Origin of the sequence: Neglectibacter timonensis (genome assembly GCF_900048895.1) — a bacterium.
GTDB classification, from domain to species: domain Bacteria; phylum Bacillota; class Clostridia; order Oscillospirales; family Acutalibacteraceae; genus Acutalibacter; species Acutalibacter timonensis.
This window is the reverse complement of the sequence record NZ_LT160637.1, coordinates 73796-90347: the sequence shown is the minus strand read 5'-3', so window position 1 is coordinate 90347 and position 16552 is coordinate 73796. Positions and strand designations below refer to the sequence as shown.

At 46.5% G+C, this 16552-nt stretch carries 17 protein-coding genes and 1 pseudogene; 12 read left to right on the top strand and 6 right to left on the bottom strand.

The window, feature by feature from the left end; genetic code table 11:
- Positions 1-305: 305 nt before the first annotated feature.
- The 4 genes from BN3911_RS03080 (at position 306) to BN3911_RS03065 (ending at position 3732) form a co-directional block, all read left to right on the top strand.
- Positions 306-836: a type II toxin-antitoxin system PemK/MazF family toxin gene (locus BN3911_RS03080; protein ID WP_008818635.1), complete on the top strand. Its 531-nt coding sequence runs from the start codon at positions 306-308 to the stop codon at positions 834-836.
- 9 nt (positions 837-845) lie between these two features.
- Positions 846-1067, top strand: a complete 222-nt coding sequence (locus BN3911_RS03075; protein ID WP_008818636.1) for a helix-turn-helix domain-containing protein — start codon at positions 846-848, stop codon at positions 1065-1067.
- 79 nt (positions 1068-1146) lie between these two features.
- Positions 1147-2379, top strand: coding sequence for a tyrosine-type recombinase/integrase (locus BN3911_RS03070; protein ID WP_008818637.1), 1233 nt, complete (start codon positions 1147-1149; stop codon positions 2377-2379).
- 141 nt (positions 2380-2520) lie between these two features.
- Complete coding sequence (locus BN3911_RS03065) at positions 2521-3732, top strand: tyrosine-type recombinase/integrase (protein ID WP_022298832.1); 1212 nt, start codon at positions 2521-2523, stop codon at positions 3730-3732.
- A 472-nt stretch (positions 3733-4204) separates the two neighbouring features.
- Here the strand turns inward: BN3911_RS03065 and BN3911_RS03060 are convergent, their stop codons facing one another.
- The 5 genes from BN3911_RS03060 to BN3911_RS03040 form a co-directional block, all read right to left on the bottom strand.
- On the bottom strand, positions 4205-4465 hold the full coding sequence (locus BN3911_RS03060) for a hypothetical protein (RefSeq protein ID WP_066861282.1): 261 nt from the start codon (positions 4463-4465) through the stop codon (positions 4205-4207).
- 5 nt (positions 4466-4470) lie between these two features.
- Entirely contained in the window at positions 4471-4695 is a 225-nt protein-coding gene (locus tag BN3911_RS17820; RefSeq protein ID WP_066861278.1) for a helix-turn-helix domain-containing protein, read from the bottom strand.
- A gap of 247 nt (positions 4696-4942) precedes the next feature.
- Positions 4943-5521 carry a helix-turn-helix domain-containing protein gene (locus tag BN3911_RS03050; protein ID WP_074039112.1) on the bottom strand — a complete coding sequence of 193 codons (579 nt, stop codon included), beginning with the start codon at positions 5519-5521 and terminating at the stop codon, positions 4943-4945.
- 16 nt (positions 5522-5537) lie between these two features.
- A complete protein-coding gene (locus BN3911_RS16935) occupies positions 5538-6089 on the bottom strand; it encodes a helix-turn-helix domain-containing protein (protein ID WP_082942044.1) in 552 nt (183 codons plus the stop codon).
- Between the two features lie 118 nt (positions 6090-6207).
- The gene (locus BN3911_RS03040) at positions 6208-6546 is read right to left on the bottom strand and encodes a helix-turn-helix domain-containing protein (protein WP_066861265.1); all 339 of its coding nucleotides are present in this window, start codon (positions 6544-6546) and stop codon (positions 6208-6210) included.
- A gap of 128 nt (positions 6547-6674) precedes the next feature.
- Between BN3911_RS03040 and BN3911_RS03035 the strand changes: the two genes are divergently transcribed.
- The 7 genes and pseudogenes from BN3911_RS03035 (at position 6675) to BN3911_RS03010 (ending at position 15089) form a co-directional block, all read left to right on the top strand.
- Entirely contained in the window at positions 6675-7304 is a 630-nt protein-coding gene (locus tag BN3911_RS03035; protein WP_066861262.1) for a hypothetical protein, read from the top strand.
- Positions 7301-8386, top strand: a complete 1086-nt coding sequence (locus tag BN3911_RS03030) for a M56 family metallopeptidase (RefSeq protein WP_066861261.1) — start codon at positions 7301-7303, stop codon at positions 8384-8386. The genes BN3911_RS03035 and BN3911_RS03030 overlap by 4 nt, the downstream gene beginning before the upstream one ends.
- Positions 8387-8401: 15 nt before the next feature.
- Positions 8402-8734: a hypothetical protein gene (locus BN3911_RS03025; RefSeq protein WP_066861260.1), complete on the top strand. Its 333-nt coding sequence runs from the start codon at positions 8402-8404 to the stop codon at positions 8732-8734.
- A gap of 181 nt (positions 8735-8915) precedes the next feature.
- A complete protein-coding gene (locus BN3911_RS03020) occupies positions 8916-10682 on the top strand; it encodes a hypothetical protein (RefSeq protein ID WP_066861257.1) in 1767 nt (588 codons plus the stop codon).
- A 190-nt stretch (positions 10683-10872) separates the two neighbouring features.
- Positions 10873-12357 (top strand): type IIL restriction-modification enzyme MmeI, encoded by a 1485-nt coding sequence (locus BN3911_RS03015; protein WP_066861254.1) that lies wholly within the window; start codon positions 10873-10875, stop codon positions 12355-12357.
- Between the two features lie 8 nt (positions 12358-12365).
- Positions 12366-12527 (top strand): annotated as a pseudogene (locus BN3911_RS16765) (sugar O-acetyltransferase); the annotation flags it as partial.
- A 36-nt stretch (positions 12528-12563) separates the two neighbouring features.
- Complete coding sequence (locus BN3911_RS03010) at positions 12564-15089, top strand: excinuclease ABC subunit UvrA (protein ID WP_066861251.1); 2526 nt, start codon at positions 12564-12566, stop codon at positions 15087-15089.
- Here the strand turns inward: BN3911_RS03010 and BN3911_RS17125 are convergent.
- Positions 15084-15245: a hypothetical protein gene (locus BN3911_RS17125; protein WP_154669692.1), complete on the bottom strand. Its 162-nt coding sequence runs from the start codon at positions 15243-15245 to the stop codon at positions 15084-15086. The genes BN3911_RS03010 and BN3911_RS17125 overlap by 6 nt on opposite strands.
- Before the next feature lie 77 nt (positions 15246-15322).
- On the opposite strand from BN3911_RS17125, the gene BN3911_RS03005 reads away from it, so the two are divergent.
- Positions 15323-16390 carry a lipid II:glycine glycyltransferase FemX gene (locus BN3911_RS03005; protein ID WP_066861248.1) on the top strand — a complete coding sequence of 356 codons (1068 nt, stop codon included), beginning with the start codon at positions 15323-15325 and terminating at the stop codon, positions 16388-16390.
- Positions 16391-16552 lie beyond the last annotated feature (162 nt).

Genomic DNA, 16552 nt, shown 5'->3' with positions numbered 1-16552 from the left:
GTCCGAGCGTTGAAGCGGCTCTTGCCGTGATCCGTCGCAGGCAATGGGGGCGGTTGCGTGAGAACCACGCGAGGGGTGAGATTCCCCGTGGAGCTGGCAAGCCGCCAGCCGTTTGATGACTTCCCGCAGCAAACCGGGGTGTCGAGGACAAATTGGTTTGCTTTGAAATATGGGCCGTACAGCAGGACAGGCCAATGAAAACAGGAGAATTGTTTTATCTCTCCCCGGCCTTCATTCTGTTTTGCTGCACGGCCTCTACATAGGCGGCCTTTGCCGCCTAATTTTTAAAAGGGAGGTCAAATACCATGAACAAAACATACTTGCGCGGCGATATGTACTATGCCGATCTGGGCCGGGGTATCGGTTCTGAACAGGAAGGCTATCGCCCTGTTGTCATCATTCAAAACAACACGGGGAATAAATACAGCCCCACCGTCATTGTAGCTGCTATCTCCAGCAAGGTGGACGCAAAGGCCAAGCTCCCCACCCACTACCTGTTAAAAGCAGAAAGCGGCCTGGAGCTGCCCTCTCTTGTTCTTTTAGAGCAGCTTCGCACCATTGATAAAAAGCGGCTGGAGACGTACATCGGCAGGCTGGAGGAAAAACACATCCGCAGGATCGACCATGCCCTGGCCGTCAGTGTGGGGCTGATCGAGGAGGTTCCCGAAAACTTAATCATGTGCCTTTGCCCGGCCTGTGCCAATAACTTTTATGGCACAGGCTCTTATTATTTGAGGAGAGTAAACCCCGCGCAGCAGAAACGGGACATCTGCACCTATTGCAGCCAGCGCCCCGGCTTTGACTATGAAGTTGTCAAAAGAGCAGAGAGAAGGTGAGTATTGAATATGGAAAAACTGATTACCCGTAAAGAGGCGGCAAAAATATTAGGAATCAGTTTGACCACTCTGGATGAAGCCAGAAATAGCGGTTTGATTTCCTATATTCAGTATGTGCCTAATGGCTGCGTCTATTTTACCCATACCAGCCTTCAGGAGTATATCGCAAAAAGTACGCACAGAGCGAAGCCAATAGAGAAAAGAGCAACATATCGCAATGTGCGAAGATAAAAATCGCACCTTTGATGAAATAGGCGCGTTCTGATAAAACAAGAGTACGGCGCTGAAAATTATTTTTGGAGGTGGTGGAATGGCTTTAAGAAAAAAGCGAATCCCCAGATATGGTACAGTTCAAGTGAACGGTCATAAGTATTATAGAACCGATGTTGAGGACGCAGAGGGTAAGCGTGTAATCCTTTACGGCAAAACTCGTGAAGAACTATACGATAAGGAAATGGCGGCATTGGAGAAGGTTGACAACATCACATTCCGTCAAAAATCCCCTACTGTCGCAGAGTATTGTGAAAAGTGGTTGCTTATGCAGTCTGTCCATATTCGTAATACGACATTGACAGATTACACATCCAAGGTACGGCGACATATTATTAAGGAGCTGGGCCAAAAGAGGATGGCAGAAGTAACATTGGACGACATCCAGGTTGCGCTTGTTCCGGTTTCAAAGAAATCCGTATCTGTGTATAAGTCGGTTATCATCCTGTATAAGTCCATTTTTCGCGCAGCACAGGAAAGTCATGTCATTGATACGAACCCAACAATATATCTCAATGCCAAAGGCGGCGGGATTCCTCAAGAGGACAAACAGGCGTTGACAGATGAACAAGCAGAACGGCTTTTAGACGCTATTCAGGGATTACCGCCCTATGTGTTTGTTATGATTGGTTTGTATGCCGGTTTGAGGCGTGAAGAAATTCTTGCGCTGCAATGGGATTCGGTATATTTAGACACAGAGGCTCCCTATTTGACGGTTCGGAGAGCGTGGCATACAGAGCATAACCGGCCAATTATTCTCACAGAGTTAAAGACAAAAGCTGCGGAAAGGAATATCCCCCTTCCAGATCGTTTGGCGGATTGTTTGAGAGAGGCAAAGAAAAAATCGACATCAGAATATGTGATCGCCAATCGGGATGGGGAGCCGCTTTCCTATACGCAGTTTAAGAGATTGTGGCAGTATATCGTTACCAGAACAGCAAAGCCTCGAGTATATTATAGGTATGAGAACGGAAAACGTGTGAAGCATACCGTCAATCCGGTTCTCGGAGAAAAAGCAGCACATAACGGGAAAGTGATTTACAGCCTCGATTTTGATGTTACACCGCACCAACTACGTCACACTTATATCACCAATTTGATTCATTCATCAGTAGACCCTAAAACAGTTCAATATTTGGCAGGGCATGAGAGCAGCAAGATTACCATGGACATATATGCAAAAGTTAAATATAACAAGCCGGATGAACTGGCAGGAGTTTTAACGGACGCATTTGCTCAATGGGACGAAGCCGAATATGGAACAGCACAGTAAAAAATGAAAACATTGCGAAGGCGAGGGGGAACCCTCGCCTTTTGCTATTACATAAATCGCACCTTTGAAAGAGCCATGGATTTTCAGTATAAAGATAGTATCAGCGCTGAACTACATAATAATAGGAAAGGAACTGAAAGCATGGCTAAGAAAAAAGTGAGTATTCCTCAGTATGGAACTGTTATGAGGAGAGGAATCCAGTATTATAGGACGCGGATTACAGACGCAGACGGTAAGAGAGTAGACTTATACGCTGAAACGAGCGAGGAGCTTTATGAAAAAGAGTTGGAAGCTCGACGCCAAGTAGAGGAGGCAGTTTTCCGCAGAAAACATCCGACAGTTGCTGAGTATTGTGAGAAGTGGCTGCTCATGCAGTCAGCCAAGGTATCTTCAAGCACTTTGAAAGGCTATACCCAGAATATGAACAACTATATTGTGAAACCTCTGGGAGATATGTATTTGTCAGAAGTGACAGCAGACGATATTCGGTTGGCACTCATACCATTATCCCAAAAATCAGCAGGGTTATACAGCACGGTCAATATGCTTTTGAAGTGTGTGTTTTATTCGGCGGAGCGTAACCAACTCCTTGACTATAACCCTTGTGTGGGAATATCGGCAAAGGGAGGTAAACCGGGGAAAAAGAAAAATGCTTTGACAGATGAACAGGTGAAGCTGCTTCTGGAAACCGTCCGAGAGCTGCCACCGTATGTATTTATTATGATCGGTCTTTATTCTGGCCTGCGGCGGGAAGAAATTCTTGCGTTGCAGTGGGATTGCGTGTTTCTGGATGTACCTACGCCATATATTTCTGTAAGGAGAGCATGGCGCACGGAACACAACAGGCCGGTGATTTCGACAACATTGAAAACGAAGGCGGCACAGAGGGACATTCCTATTCCAAAGTGTCTGGCAGATTGTCTGAGGCAAGTAAAAGCAACATCCATATCCGAATATGTGATTGCAGACAGCAAAGGGCAACCGCTGGCCGATTCGCAGTTTAAGAGGCTATGGCAGTATGTAGTTGTTCGGTCTACAAAGGAGCGCACCTATTACAAATATGTAAATGGGCAAAGCATTAAATGCAAGGTTACGCCGATTCCTGGCGGTCATCAGAAGAACAATCCTAAACTTGTGTATAGTCTGGATTTTGACGTTACACCACATCAGCTACGGCATACCTACATTACCAATCTTTTGTATGCTGGCGTTGATCCAAAGACAGTTCAGTATCTTGCGGGGCATGAAAACAGCAAGACAACTATGGACATCTATGCGCAGGTGAAGTATAATAAGCCCGAACACCTTTTGAGCGTTGTAAATGCCGCATTTTCCGCGCCCGTGGGTGCTTAGAGTGCCCCCATTTTTATGATTAAAGGGTGGGGCAATTTTAGTGGAATACCCTGAAAAACCTTGAAAAATCAAGGGAAATCGCCATTCAGAGGATTTGAGTACGGCCTCAAAGCCGCACGTCGTGCTCCCCAGTTCTCCAAGAGATAAATTTTATCAAAACATGTCAAAAACCCCGGGAAATCAAGGTTCCCGGGGTTTTTCTTTTGGATACGGTTTGAAAGGATTTCTTAAAATGAGGCCCATTTTGACCTCGTTTTTATGGGTTAATTCAAAGGTGATTTTCTGCTTTTTTTGAAGTGGTCCGAAGGTGTCATTTAGATGCCATTGCCTGCTGAATCTTTTCTGATACAGCCTGACGATTTTTGACCTAAAGAAAAAGATTTTATTAAGTATAAGCGTGAATTCCAGGAGAACAGTGGAAAAGCATGGGCCAACCCAAATGGGCTGGCCCATGCTTTGGTAAGTAGGTAGGCTACGGATTGAACAGGTGAAGAGAAGACTCCACCAAATTCAAATTACCTTTGGAATCCTTTGTGAAAAGGTTTTCCTCATAATAGAAAAAACAGCGCAGTTCGCCGGAGGACGTTTCCGGCACAAGATAGAAGAGGCGGTTTACAAGTTGCGTATCAGTTTCGCAAACATCCAAATTCGCAAAGGGAATCCCTGGTATTTCCCTCGGAACAGGACTCCCGACCCAGGAAGCATAGCTCTGCAAGACATCGGATTTTGTCATGGAAATCACTCCTTCCTTTCAGGCATTGGCACGGAGACCAGCAGATCCTCTGGTTTGCACTCCAGACAGTCCGCCAAAGAATACAGATTGGAAACAGATATGTTCGTATCCTCATGGCACCAGTTACGGACCTGACGGTCTGAACACAAACACCATTCCGCGACTTCTTTTTGGGTTTTTCCACTTACGCAGATCCGGGAACAGACCTTCACTGCGCTAAGCAGCACCATGGTTTCCGCTCTAGCGTAGGCCGTTTACATCCCCCCCTTCCCACGCTTTCAGCATAGAGGGAACTAAAGTTCCGGGGAAGGAAATAGATTTCCTAAATATGGTAATTATCTAGGTTGATAAAAATACCCCTGGAGAAATATCCAAGGGTATCATATTCAGCGAAACTTGTAATTTTTTAGCATCGGCCTTTATGCCCATTCTCGTTCAATCAAATTGGCGTCTTCTTCCAGGGAGCTTTTCTAACTATTACTTACCTGAAAATATTGACGGTGCTTTTCTTATAGACTCAATCGAGCTGTCAATTAGACGTAGAATAACGAACTGTTCCTCTTTTGTCAACGATGATAATTTCTGCTGAACTAAAAAAGATTTTGTTTCGCAAGCACCTATAACGCAATCCGAGAAAGCAGCATCAGCCGAAACCTTTAAAGCGTTCAGCAGTTGAACAACAACTGGCATAGTTGGATTTTTTTTACCACTCTCAATCATAGATAAATACGCTTGAGAAATACAGGCTTTCTCCGCTAATTCTTTTTTAGTAAGATGCCGTTCCTCACGGAGCTCGCCAATACGTCTGCCAAAACTTTCAGCTTCATAAGTCCTGACTGAATCAATAGAACCGGATTCCCGACCCATCATGTAGTCAATGGTGACGCCGAAATAATCAGCCAAAATCGAGAGATTATCAAGACTTGGAGTAGCGATTCCGCTTTCATACGTATATATAGTCCGACCATTTCCTCCAATTAACTTACCAACTTCTTCTTGAGTCATATTGGAAGCTTCGCGTAATTCTCTTAATCGGGGTACTCTGCTAATGGCCATGTTTTCAATTCCTCAATTACTGATTCTTCCTAATATTATCGACCATGACTTCTATTAAGTCCAAAATTAGTTTTTGCTCTTTAGGTGCTAAAGCTGCAATTTTTAAATCCAGAAAATGTGCCCGCACGGAATATCCTGCTTGCAACGAATCCATTAGAGCGGCGTCAGCTGAAGCATTTAGTGTATTTAGAATATTGATAGCAGTTTCAAGTTTGGGTATTTTAGCACCTGACTCAATTAGCAATAAATAATTTGCTGAGACCCCGGCTTTTTCAGCAACTTCTTTTGCGCTAAGCTTTTTATCCGTTCTAATTTGCCGGATTCTATTGCCGAATTCTTTAACACACAAATCCGTATTATCCACTCTATTAAAAGTATCTATCTCTCTACCATTTAGGTAATCAAGAGTAACCCCAAAATAGTCGGCAATTTTAATCTGTAATGATATATTGGCTTCTGAAACTTCTCTTTCATAAGCTGAAATACGACGAGGTGCTATATCCAGATGCTCTGCCAACGTTTCCTGACTCAAATGTCGGGATTCTCGTAAAGCTCTTAAATTTTTCAAAGTAATCGTTCCTCTGCGTGTTTTTGAGGACTTAAGTATACACTATACGAATAAAAAAGAGAATCGCGTTTAGAGGTATAAATAATATGGTTGACATACCTTAAAAAGAGAGATAAAATTATTTTGCAACCCGCTTTTTTTCAATTTCAATGACCCTATCGAACTCATCTAGAATCCCCAAGAGGTGCTGGACTAATTCAGGACTATTTGCATGCTTGATACGGTAAGCAAGCTGTTTCTCCTCTTCCGACATCGAATCTGGAACTGAAGTAATACCTAGTAGATAGTCGGATGAAACACCAAAATAGCTGGCGGTTTTCTTTATGGCTCTAATAATATTTTTACCTCTGGTTTCGGCTTCATATTCCTGTATTGTTGTTTTTGAAAAGCCCAATTCCTCTGCTAGTTCTTCTTGTTTTAACTGTTTGTCAACACGCAATTTGTGTAAATTTTTCACCGTCTTCCTCCTTCGTCGTCTTATCATTTAGTAGAATAAATTTTACATTTATTTTTTTGCCCATGCAACCCGGAATACAGTATTTAAATAACTAGTGTCTGATATACAGGAGGAAAGAGGAAATATTTATGGATTTTGACGCGGTAATAAAGGTGGAATTGTCTTATTGGTTGGTTAAATACATTAAGAGCACTGGAAAATCCTCACAAGATATAGCAAAGGATACTGGCCTACCAATCGTCGAAGTGGAAAAAGCAATTCGGGGAGAACCAGTTAAACGAAAGACTATGGAGTCTCTATGTGACTGTATTAGTAGACCGTATGAAATGCTGCGGAAGCCACCTGTAGACGACCCTGTATTTTTGCGTTTTACAAAAAGTCTAACTGATGAATACCAGAATCTGAGGGAAAACAGAAATAAAAACGATATCTACGGTATGACTAAAAGTATGAGTAAAGATTTTCCCTTTGAAGATATAGAGCGCATCAGCGCATGGCTACGATATTTAATAAGCAATCCTGATAGTGCAGAAAGCAGGAGTGTTGTCGAACCAATTATGGACATGGAAGAACAGTTCAAAACTCGCACAAACTGGATATGTAGGTGCAAGAACAAGGTTCGGAAAATCTGTGTTGAGACCTTTCGTTCTTCCACGACCACTACTTTAGCTCGGGAATTAACAACTCCGGAATCTTCTGAAGATATGGAGCGTGCTGAGAAAAGGGTAAAGGATTCAAGAATGGGCAAGAAAAAATGAGCATTTCAGAGTATTCGGTACTCATGGCTGTACTATGGAGTGACGCTGTGATTTTGCTTGCCTACTTCTTGCGGCGCCGTTTTTGGTTCGCCCGTGCCTTTGGACTGAAAGCTCTGCTGTTTCTGTACGGCGGCTGCATCCTTCGATTATGTGCAGGTTTTGAATTTGAGGCAACGGTTGAAATCCGTGTTCCACAGATGAATTTTGTGGGAAATCTACTTAAATCCACTTTGCCGTTAGGTACCTATAAAATATCCGTCACAGCCCTGCTTGTAACCTTGTGGTTTACTGTCAGCGCGGCCAAAATTGCCTACACCTTGGCGAATTACCGCCGTGATTGGATAAAACGCAGAGGTATGTCCCCGGCAGGTTTAGAAGTGGAGCATTGCCTTGCCAAAGTCGTAGAGAAACGGGACGCTGGGAAGATTTGTGCCGTTGTTTCGGAGTCGATTGATTCACCCTGTGTTTTCGGCATCCGCAGGGGAATGATCTGCTTACCGACCAGCGATTGGAAATTAAAAGAATTGGAGGTGATATTGAAACACGAGTATGCGCATTTCCGGCACCACGACATGCTCCTGTATCTATTGACGGAGCTGTTTTGTGGTTTTTTCTGGTGGAACCCATGCTGTTACCTGCTGAAACGCTGCCAAAATGAAATTCTAGAGTTCAGAGCAGATGAAGTCGTTACCGCAGGTATGAAGCCGAGCGACGCACGGTATTACTGCATGACTCTGATAAAGTTTGCGGGCGTGAACCGTATCTCTGCGTCCTGCTTTGCTTCCTCCAAACTGGAAAGGCGCGTGGTACGGATTGTGGGCCAACCCTTTCCAAACAGGATAAAGAGAATATGTACAATCCTTTTGTTCCTGTTTGCCATGGTTATGCTGGCGTTATCGTTTTGCGTGGTGCCTCAACCATATTATACCGCTGATATTGGCAGTTTAACGCTGGATGGAAAATGCGCAGCTCCGCTAGAGTTCCTACAAGATGGAATTGGCAGCTATATAATTTCTACAAAGGATGGGGATATCCCGTTTTCTGAAAAAGAGGCAATAAAATTACAGAATTTATTTGATTAACGGAGGAATTTAGAAATGAAGAAACTGATCGCGCTGTTCCTGACTATCTTGCTGTGCGCTTCCATAACGCCGTTCGCACTGGCGGCAGAATCCCCAGAGAAAAGCACACAGATGGAAGTATCCTCAGAAAGCCTTATTGAAACGAGTGAATTCAATGCACTGACGCCTCAGGAGATCATGGACTCAACTACTGTATCCTTAACACGAGTCGATCCCGAAATTGCGACTTATGCGGATGAGATTGAAATTTACATTGCAACCGATCCGGCGACCGGCAAACGCTACGCAAGGCGCTGGAACGCCACACGGGGCTATTGGGTAGACCCATATTGGATTTTAATTTCATAAGCCATCTTAGTTTTTTTGTCTATAGATGTGAAAGTTATTTACTGAAACAACTGTGAAGGTTCGATATGTAAATTGATAAAAAACAGGATCTTCCGTAAAGGAATCGGACTGATACCGGATTCTCCTGTTCTAAAACCACCCAGTTAAGAGGCGAAAAAATTTAATACAAAGAGGATATCGCATGAAGAACTATGGACCAATGAACCCGCGCAGCCGGATAGAATACATGAAAGAAATCGACGTGATGGCGTATCAGCGTTACAAACATGCTGCCCTGATTCAAGTTACAGGGGGGCGTGGAGATTTATGTCGCAAGGGAGATGCAGGACGCTACCGGGTTTCGCTGGAAGGCTTTCCTGTGTGCGAGGTACAAAATTTTAAAAATCCAAGCATTTCCCCGTGGTTAAAGCCGGAAGATGGCGTACTGCTAAAGATCAGGCAATCTTTTGAGAGACGGCAGTCTGATGACTTTTTTGCATACCTTGAAAATTCGTACCCGCTTTTAGCTTGTTTGGAGGACGGATATTATGTGATTCTCGACGCCCTCCTGTATCCAGCCACCGGCAACCAAGATTTTTTTCTTGAGGTATACGGTACTGAGCAGATGGATTCCCTTCTCATACCTGATGGAGACCGGCCTTTTCCAATGTATATCTATCCTTCGGCTCCGGAGCCTCCACATTTGTATTCAGCAGCACAAATAGGTAAGGCAATTTCTTATTACCTCCAGGGCTATTTATCCTTGTTATTGGTTGGCCACGATCTTGCAGTGGATGCAGCAATAAAAGGTAAGTTTCTGTCATCTCTGGTTATCGTCCCATGCACGGAGCTTGCAGACGATGGCGCATACTTCGCGGATATATTCATACCGGACAAGGAGTTTCCGACTAAGCCGGAAGCCTATCATATTCGCCCTGCAAGTTTGCGGAGAAGAAAGCATTCTTCAAAGAATCACTGCCGACTCAGCTACCGAAGTCTCTGGAAACAATATCCGCTCATAAAGCAGAGGCAGGAACCCAGTTTAGGTGCCTCTAAGGACATAAAAACCACAAGGCTTGTTTTTAAGAACGTAGAGGATAAGCTTCATTATAAGGGGGCTTTGGCAGTCCAGGTAGAGAATGGTAAGAGCCGACTTGTGAAAAAAGGGGATTTGAATACTTTTTACAAGCTGGATTTCAAGGGTGAACCTTTAATGCAGGTCTACGACTTTTGGGAGGATGACCGCTCACACATCGCCCCGGCTTTTGGCATGGCGGAGGATAGCGAGGAAATCCGGCAGGCCGTTCGGAATATCAATAATATGGAAGGTCAGAATATTCGGGATTATGCAGAATCCATATCACCGTTACTTGAGCTGTTACCGGACGGGGAGTATGTTCTTGTAGATACCATGCTGTATCCAAGCAACGGAACCGGATTTTTTTGGAATGTAACGAATTACCCAATCTTAAATAAAGCCCTTGAAGAGCCTGAAATGGGATTTCCCTATCCTGCCTACATTTATCCCACTTTGCATCCTGGCTGCTATGATTCGGACTTAAAGGATTCCATCCACTGCGCTAAGATGCTGGATGATAGCAGTTCGGGTCGTGCCATCTGCTATTATCTGCAAGGTTATATGACAGCTTTGCTCTACGGCCATGATATGGCAGTCATGGCCGCGTATTCACATAAAGAGCTGCCCGCACTTGTGATTATCCCATACTGCGATTTAGTCGCCTCTAATAATAAGGAAACCTTAGGACGCTTCGCGGATATTGTGATACCTATATGGGATGCAGATCAAGCCGAAGAAAACAAAACAATAAAAGAAATCGCAGAGTACAAGCCGAGGCCAGAAATCGGCTTAATGAAGCCTTGGGACAAGCGGTGCCTTGAGAGCTGGAGGAGTTACCCTACGCCAGAGCAGCTCATGGCTGAATCGGAGCTTGGTATACAGTACGGATAACTGGAATTATAAAGTGAAAGCAAGCCGCGTTTGAAAAGCGTTCATCGCTCATGTCCGCAAATCTCGTCATCTTTTCTTATAAATCTTGGTGCACTGCTCGCCCAGGAAAATTCGTAGCACGAAATGCAAAAAAGGGCAGTGTAATTGTTGTTACACTGCCCTTAATTTATTTGTGAAAGGGACGACAGCAATGGATTTGGATAAGGAACTGATTGCCAGAATTGAGAAAGCTCAGTCAGAGCAGCTTTGGATCTATGATACAAACCATTCCCCAATTTTCTGTGGATACAACGAGGAAGAACGCTGGCGGCGCCTGGAGCTTGCGATCCTCTCAACAGCACAGGTTGCCTCCGCTACAAAGGGGGTAAGGAAGCACATTCGCCCTTATTTCGACGCTTCTTTTTTTCAGGATAAGGTTTGGAAAATGTGCATTTATATAGCAGATAAATCAATAGAGGCTGAGATGAGACGTAAAATCGGTGAGATGTATTTTGGTGGTGAGTATTTTAATTTCTCATACGATCATATGAAACATTACTCCGCCAGAACAGAATATCTGATTTTTGCGCATTCCGTGGAATCGAATGTTCCAATGGCCTTTGTTCCGCCAAACTCAGTAATCGGTGAAGGGCTATACGCCATTGCCGATCCGGATCCATGGGATATTGGGATTCTGTCCTCTAAGATGTTTGCCGAGTGGACTAAAGTGATCGGAAGTACTGATATTTACAACGGTGCTGGGTATTTTCCCTATCCTCCCAAGCAGGCGGGAGACGACGAGCTGATGAAACCCTATATAGAACCTTTGTGTGAGATGTGGAGGAACGGAAAAACAGGAGAGGATCCTGTTGCATTGAAAAAGCTGAATGATTATGTGGATTTTTTGTACCTGGAACGGTGCAGCGGTGAATTAAACCCCAAAGTCGATCCTGCGTCCGACCGTCTCAACTACCTGTTGGCGTTATGCGATAAACGTGGAGCTTTGGCAAAGTCGGAGAAAGAAAAGGCAGACTATAACCGTCAAAATATCCTTGCTTGCCCTGCTGTGCACCGTAAATCTTTGCCTGTGTTTCTAGCCGTATTAAATAACAAGAAACCAGTTCGTCCCAGTGATATGGGAGAATATGTTGTTTCAAGTAAATATTTGGAACCCTATAGCGCTATTACTAGACTGACGAGTAAGGGTATGCTGCGTCGAGTGGATACGCCCCGGACCTTTGTTGATAAGAACGGTAGAATACAAAACACGAGCTATGAGGCAACCGTTGATTATATGGATTTCTTTGTTTCATGGGTGAATTTTTATCTTCCCAGGGACAGTGAGAAGAGAAGGGAAGTATGGCAAAAAGCACAGTCTTTTGGATCGGAAGAAAGAAACCCACTGTTCCCAACATTGAACGAGTTTAAAACATTAAAGGTTCTATGGGATATAGATAAACCGCTTAATAAAGCACATATAAAGTCACACGGCGGAAGCCCTGAAACGATTGAGAAACTGCTGACGAAAGGACTTGTCGAGGAATCGGTTGCTTATCCTGGGAAATATATTCCCACAATATCCGAAGTGGATTTTGACACCGCTGCCGTTCGGGAGATACTTTCAAAAATAACAGTGGATGAAAAGGACATGGTGATTTCCGAAATAGCAAGTCTAATTTTGATGGAGAACCACTAAAGTGATGAATTGGAGAGATTGTTACCATACTGCCCGGTGTCACCATCGGGAATAATGTTGTAATTGCCGCTGGCGCCGTCGTCACAAAGGATATCCCGGACAATTGTGTTGCCGGAGGCGTTCCAGCTAAGGTGATTCGGGAGATAGAAGATGATATAATAGAAGAATAGGATAAAACGTAAAATGACAGGGCTGGTGAACGGAAGATGGACAGACAAAAGGAAAGCGATCTAACAGTACAGAAAAACAGAGTGCCTGACAGCATTCAGGTGCGGAATGCAAGAGTACATAATCTGAAAAATATAGATGTGGATATCCCATTGCATCAAATCGTCGGCATTGCCGGCGTTTCGGGCTCCGGGAAATCATCGCTGGCGTTGGGGGTTTTGTACGCAGAGGGGTCAAGGCGTTATCTCGATGCGCTTTCCACTTATACCCGCCGCCGGATGACACAGGCGGCCAAGGCACAGGTGGACGAGGTGCTGTATATTCCGGCGGCGCTGGCGCTGCATCAGCGTCCCGGCGTGCCCGGCATCCGCAGTACTTTTGGAACGGGTACGGAGCTTCTGAACAGCCTGCGTTTGATGTATTCCCGTCTTTCCAGCCATTGTTGTCCCAATGGGCACTATTTGAAACCGTCTCTGGCAGTGGCCGCGGGTCATGAACTGGTTTGTCCTGAATGTGGGGAGCGGTTTTTCGGTCTTTCAGCGGAGGAACTGGCCTTTAACAGCCAGGGGGCCTGCCGCACCTGTGGGGGCACCGGGGTGGTTCGCACCGTTGATCAGGATACTCTGGTACCGGACGAATCCTTGACCATTGACGAGGGTGCGGTCGCGCCCTGGAATACCCTGATGTGGTCGCTGATGACGGATGTGTGCCGTGCGATGGGAGTACGCACCGACGTACCGTTTTCCCAACTGACTGCAAAGGAACGCGAAATTGTCTTTCAGGGTCCGGCAGAAAAGAAACATATTTTCTATAAGCCCAAGAATGGCAGCAACCAGGCTGGGGAGTTGGATTTTACTTATTTCAATGCAAATTACACGGTAGAGAATGCCCTTTCCAAGGTAAAAGACGAAAAGGGCATGAAGCGGGTAGAGAAATTTTTAAAGCAGGGGATATGCCCGGACTGCGGCGGCTCCCGGCTCTCTGCCGCTGCAAGGCTGCCGAAGCTGCGGGGAATTGCGTTGGACGAAGCCTGTAAGATGACGCTCGGCCAGCTGGTATCGTGGGTAGCCGAAGTTCCGGGTTCCCTGCCCTTTGAAATGCGGCCTATGGCAGAGGCAATCTGCGAATCGTTTCAGTCGGCAGCAAAACGGCTGATGGATTTGGGGCTGGGCTACCTGAGCCTGGACCGCGCCGCCGCCACGCTTTCCACCGGAGAGCGGCAGCGGATGCAGCTGGCGCGGGCGGTTCGGAACCGCACGACCGGCGTTTTATATGTTTTGGACGAACCGTCCATTGGCCTGCATCCATCGAATATCATTGGCCTCACCGGTGTGATGCACGATTTGATTGCAGACGGAAATTCCGTAGTGCTGGTAGATCATGATACACAGATTTTGTCGGAAGCAGACTGGATTGTTGAAATGGGACCGGAAGCGGGTGCGGACGGAGGGCAGGTGATTGCGCAGGGGGATATTCCTGCGCTGAAAAGAAATCCTGTTTCCCAGATCGGTCCGTTTCTTTCCGGCGAATATAGAAGCCGGATAAGGAAACAGGCTGTATCGGAGGAACTGTTTGACTTGGGAAAAATCCATTTGTCAACTGGTGAAATTCATACGGTAAAGCCGTTAGAGGTCGATATTCCGCAAGGCAGGCTGACGGTTATAACCGGCGTGTCCGGCTCCGGTAAAACCACACTGATTCTGGAAAGCCTGATTCCCGGTTTGGAAGCTGAAATAGCCGGGAAAAAACTTCCCGGCCATGTAAAGGAGATTTCAGCGGAGCAGATACGGCAGGTCAAGTTGATCGACGCAACGCATATTGGCATCAATGTGCGTTCCACAGTGGCCACCTATGCGAACGTGCACGATGAACTGCGGAAAGTCTACGCCAGAACGCCGGACGCCAAGGCCCTGCAATATAAGGCGGGTGATTTTTCCTACAATACCGGAACGCTGCGCTGTCCAATCTGCGATGGAACGGGAAGCATCAGTTTGGATGTTCAGTTCCTGCCGGATGTGGAAATCCCCTGCCCGGAATGCCGGGGATCAAGATATGCCAGGAAAGCGGAGCAGATTAAGCGCAAAAACAAGGCTGAAAAAGAATATTCACTGCCTGAAATCATGGCTATGGATGTAAAGCACGCACTAACAGCGTGCGAGGATTTAAAAGCGGTTCGCCAGCGGCTGCAGGTTTTGCAGGATTTGGGCCTTGGCTATCTTACCCTTGGAGAAGAAACGCCCAGCCTGTCCGGCGGTGAGGCTCAGCGGCTGAAGCTGGCGTCTGAAATGGGCAGGCAGCAGGCAGGGACGGTTTTTGTGTTTGATGAACCGACCATCGGCCTGCATCCGCTGGATGTCCGCACCCTGCTGTCGGTTTTTGACCGGCTGGTGGAGTACGGCGCCACCGTTCTTGTGATTGAGCATGATTTAGATGTCATTTCAAACGCCGATTATCTCATTGATATGGGGCCTGGAGGAGGCATGGACGGAGGCCGTATTGTCGCGGCCGGAACGCCTGCTGAAGTCGCCGCCAATCCCCAAAGCATTACCGGTAAATATTTATAATAGAAAGATAAAATAAATTGCAGGGAAAGCAAAAGTTTCTTTTTCAAAAGAAATCAAGTGTTCTGCTTTCCGGTTTTTTCTTTTGCCTTTCTCCCTCCCCTGTCCCGAGCCGGGGGCGCCCCCAGCGCCGTGAGAAAAGGAAATTTCAAAAACCATTCTGGACGGTCTCTCTCCGGGCCGTCACCTTTTCTCCCGATTTGCAGTCTAATAGATAGACTAAAGGGAGCCCGGTAATGGAATTCGGGCGGGAGGGAATGGATACCATGGAGTTTTTGGATTTTACAGACGCTGGGGCTGTGGCGGAATACGAACGTTTTATACAGGACAGCAAAGGCAGTTTTATGCAGTCGGTTTTATGGTGCGCAGTGAAGCCGGATTGGCTGCATGAGGCTGTGATCTCCCGGGACAGCGCGGGGAAAATAGCAGGTTCCATGCTGGTGCTGATCAAGAGGTTTCCGCCGCCCATGAAATCGTTTTTATACTCGCCCCGCGGCCCGGTATGGGATTATCGGAACATGGACGTGCTGTGGGATTTGCTGAGGGGCGTATGGCAGCTTTCCCGGAACTATCATGCCTACGCCCTGAAGGCGGATCCACTGATAGAGGAGACGGACAGCGACAGGATATTCGCCCTGCGCAGCGCAGGATTCACGTACAGGCCCTTCCAGGAGGACGCGCAGGTTATTCAGAGCAGGAACAATTATCTTCTGGAGCTTCGCGGCAGGAACGAAGAAGAGCTTATGGCCTCCTTTAAGAGCAAATGCCGTTACAATATAAAGCTGGCCCAGCGAAAGGGCGTAACCTGCGGAAGTTATGGAAAAGAAAGACTGCCGGAATTTGAACGCCTGATGCTGGAGACCGGAAAGCGCGACGGCTTCCACGTCCGGACTCAGGAGTATTTTGCGCGTATGCTGGACGGTCTGGGGGAGCACTGCCGCCTGTATCTCTGCGATTACCAGGGACAGGCGCTTTCCGGGGCTGTCTGCGTCCAGTATGGGGGCCGGACCTGTTATGTGTATGGAGCCTCTACTGCCGTGCACCGGGAAGTGATGCCCAACTATCTGATGCAGTGGGAAATGATCCGCTGGGCGCTTCAGTCCGGCTGTGAAATCTATGATTTTCAGGGCGTGCCCTGCTGGTACGACAGGGATAATCCCAACTACGGCGTATACCGTTTCAAGACCGGGTTTAACGGACGGCTTGCTGTCTATGCGGGAGAGTTCCGCATGGTATTTTCTAAGCGCTATAAGTCGGCGTTCGACAAGGTGCTGGGCAGCCTTGGGTATCAAAAGCTGATGTAAACCCGCACCCTTGGCCCTGCTTTCGGGAAAGTGAATCCACTTTCGCGGCGCGGACGGTGTTCCAGCAGGACGCGGCAATTGCGTTGCGAACCGAATGGAAAGAGCAGGGCTGGAGAATCCGATTTAGGGGACTCGACCCGCTGTTTTGTTCAGGCTGATTTT

Excerpts from the sequence above, each read along its gene's own strand:
- BN3911_RS03035 (WP_066861262.1), top strand. The coding sequence starts at position 6,675 with ATGGATTTTGACGCGGTAATAAAGGTGGAATTGTCTTATTGGTTGGTT.
- BN3911_RS17125 (WP_154669692.1), bottom strand. The coding sequence starts at position 15,245 with ATGGTTTTTGAAATTTCCTTTTCTCACGGCGCTGGGGGCGCCCCCGGC.
- BN3911_RS03065 (WP_022298832.1), top strand. The coding sequence starts at position 2,521 with ATGGCTAAGAAAAAAGTGAGTATTCCTCAGTATGGAACTGTTATGAGG.
- BN3911_RS03015 (WP_066861254.1), top strand. The coding sequence starts at position 10,873 with ATGGATTTGGATAAGGAACTGATTGCCAGAATTGAGAAAGCTCAGTCA.
- BN3911_RS03060 (WP_066861282.1), bottom strand. The coding sequence starts at position 4,465 with ATGACAAAATCCGATGTCTTGCAGAGCTATGCTTCCTGGGTCGGGAGT.
- BN3911_RS03050 (WP_074039112.1), bottom strand. The coding sequence starts at position 5,521 with ATGGCCATTAGCAGAGTACCCCGATTAAGAGAATTACGCGAAGCTTCC.
- BN3911_RS03070 (WP_008818637.1), top strand. The coding sequence starts at position 1,147 with ATGGCTTTAAGAAAAAAGCGAATCCCCAGATATGGTACAGTTCAAGTG.
- BN3911_RS03075 (WP_008818636.1), top strand. The coding sequence starts at position 846 with ATGGAAAAACTGATTACCCGTAAAGAGGCGGCAAAAATATTAGGAATC.
- BN3911_RS03025 (WP_066861260.1), top strand. The coding sequence starts at position 8,402 with ATGAAGAAACTGATCGCGCTGTTCCTGACTATCTTGCTGTGCGCTTCC.
- BN3911_RS03005 (WP_066861248.1), top strand. The coding sequence starts at position 15,323 with ATGGAATTCGGGCGGGAGGGAATGGATACCATGGAGTTTTTGGATTTT.
- BN3911_RS17820 (WP_066861278.1), bottom strand. The coding sequence starts at position 4,695 with ATGGTGCTGCTTAGCGCAGTGAAGGTCTGTTCCCGGATCTGCGTAAGT.
- BN3911_RS03080 (WP_008818635.1), top strand. The coding sequence starts at position 306 with ATGAACAAAACATACTTGCGCGGCGATATGTACTATGCCGATCTGGGC.
- BN3911_RS03010 (WP_066861251.1), top strand. The coding sequence starts at position 12,564 with ATGGACAGACAAAAGGAAAGCGATCTAACAGTACAGAAAAACAGAGTG.
- BN3911_RS03030 (WP_066861261.1), top strand. The coding sequence starts at position 7,301 with ATGAGCATTTCAGAGTATTCGGTACTCATGGCTGTACTATGGAGTGAC.
- BN3911_RS03020 (WP_066861257.1), top strand. The coding sequence starts at position 8,916 with ATGAAGAACTATGGACCAATGAACCCGCGCAGCCGGATAGAATACATG.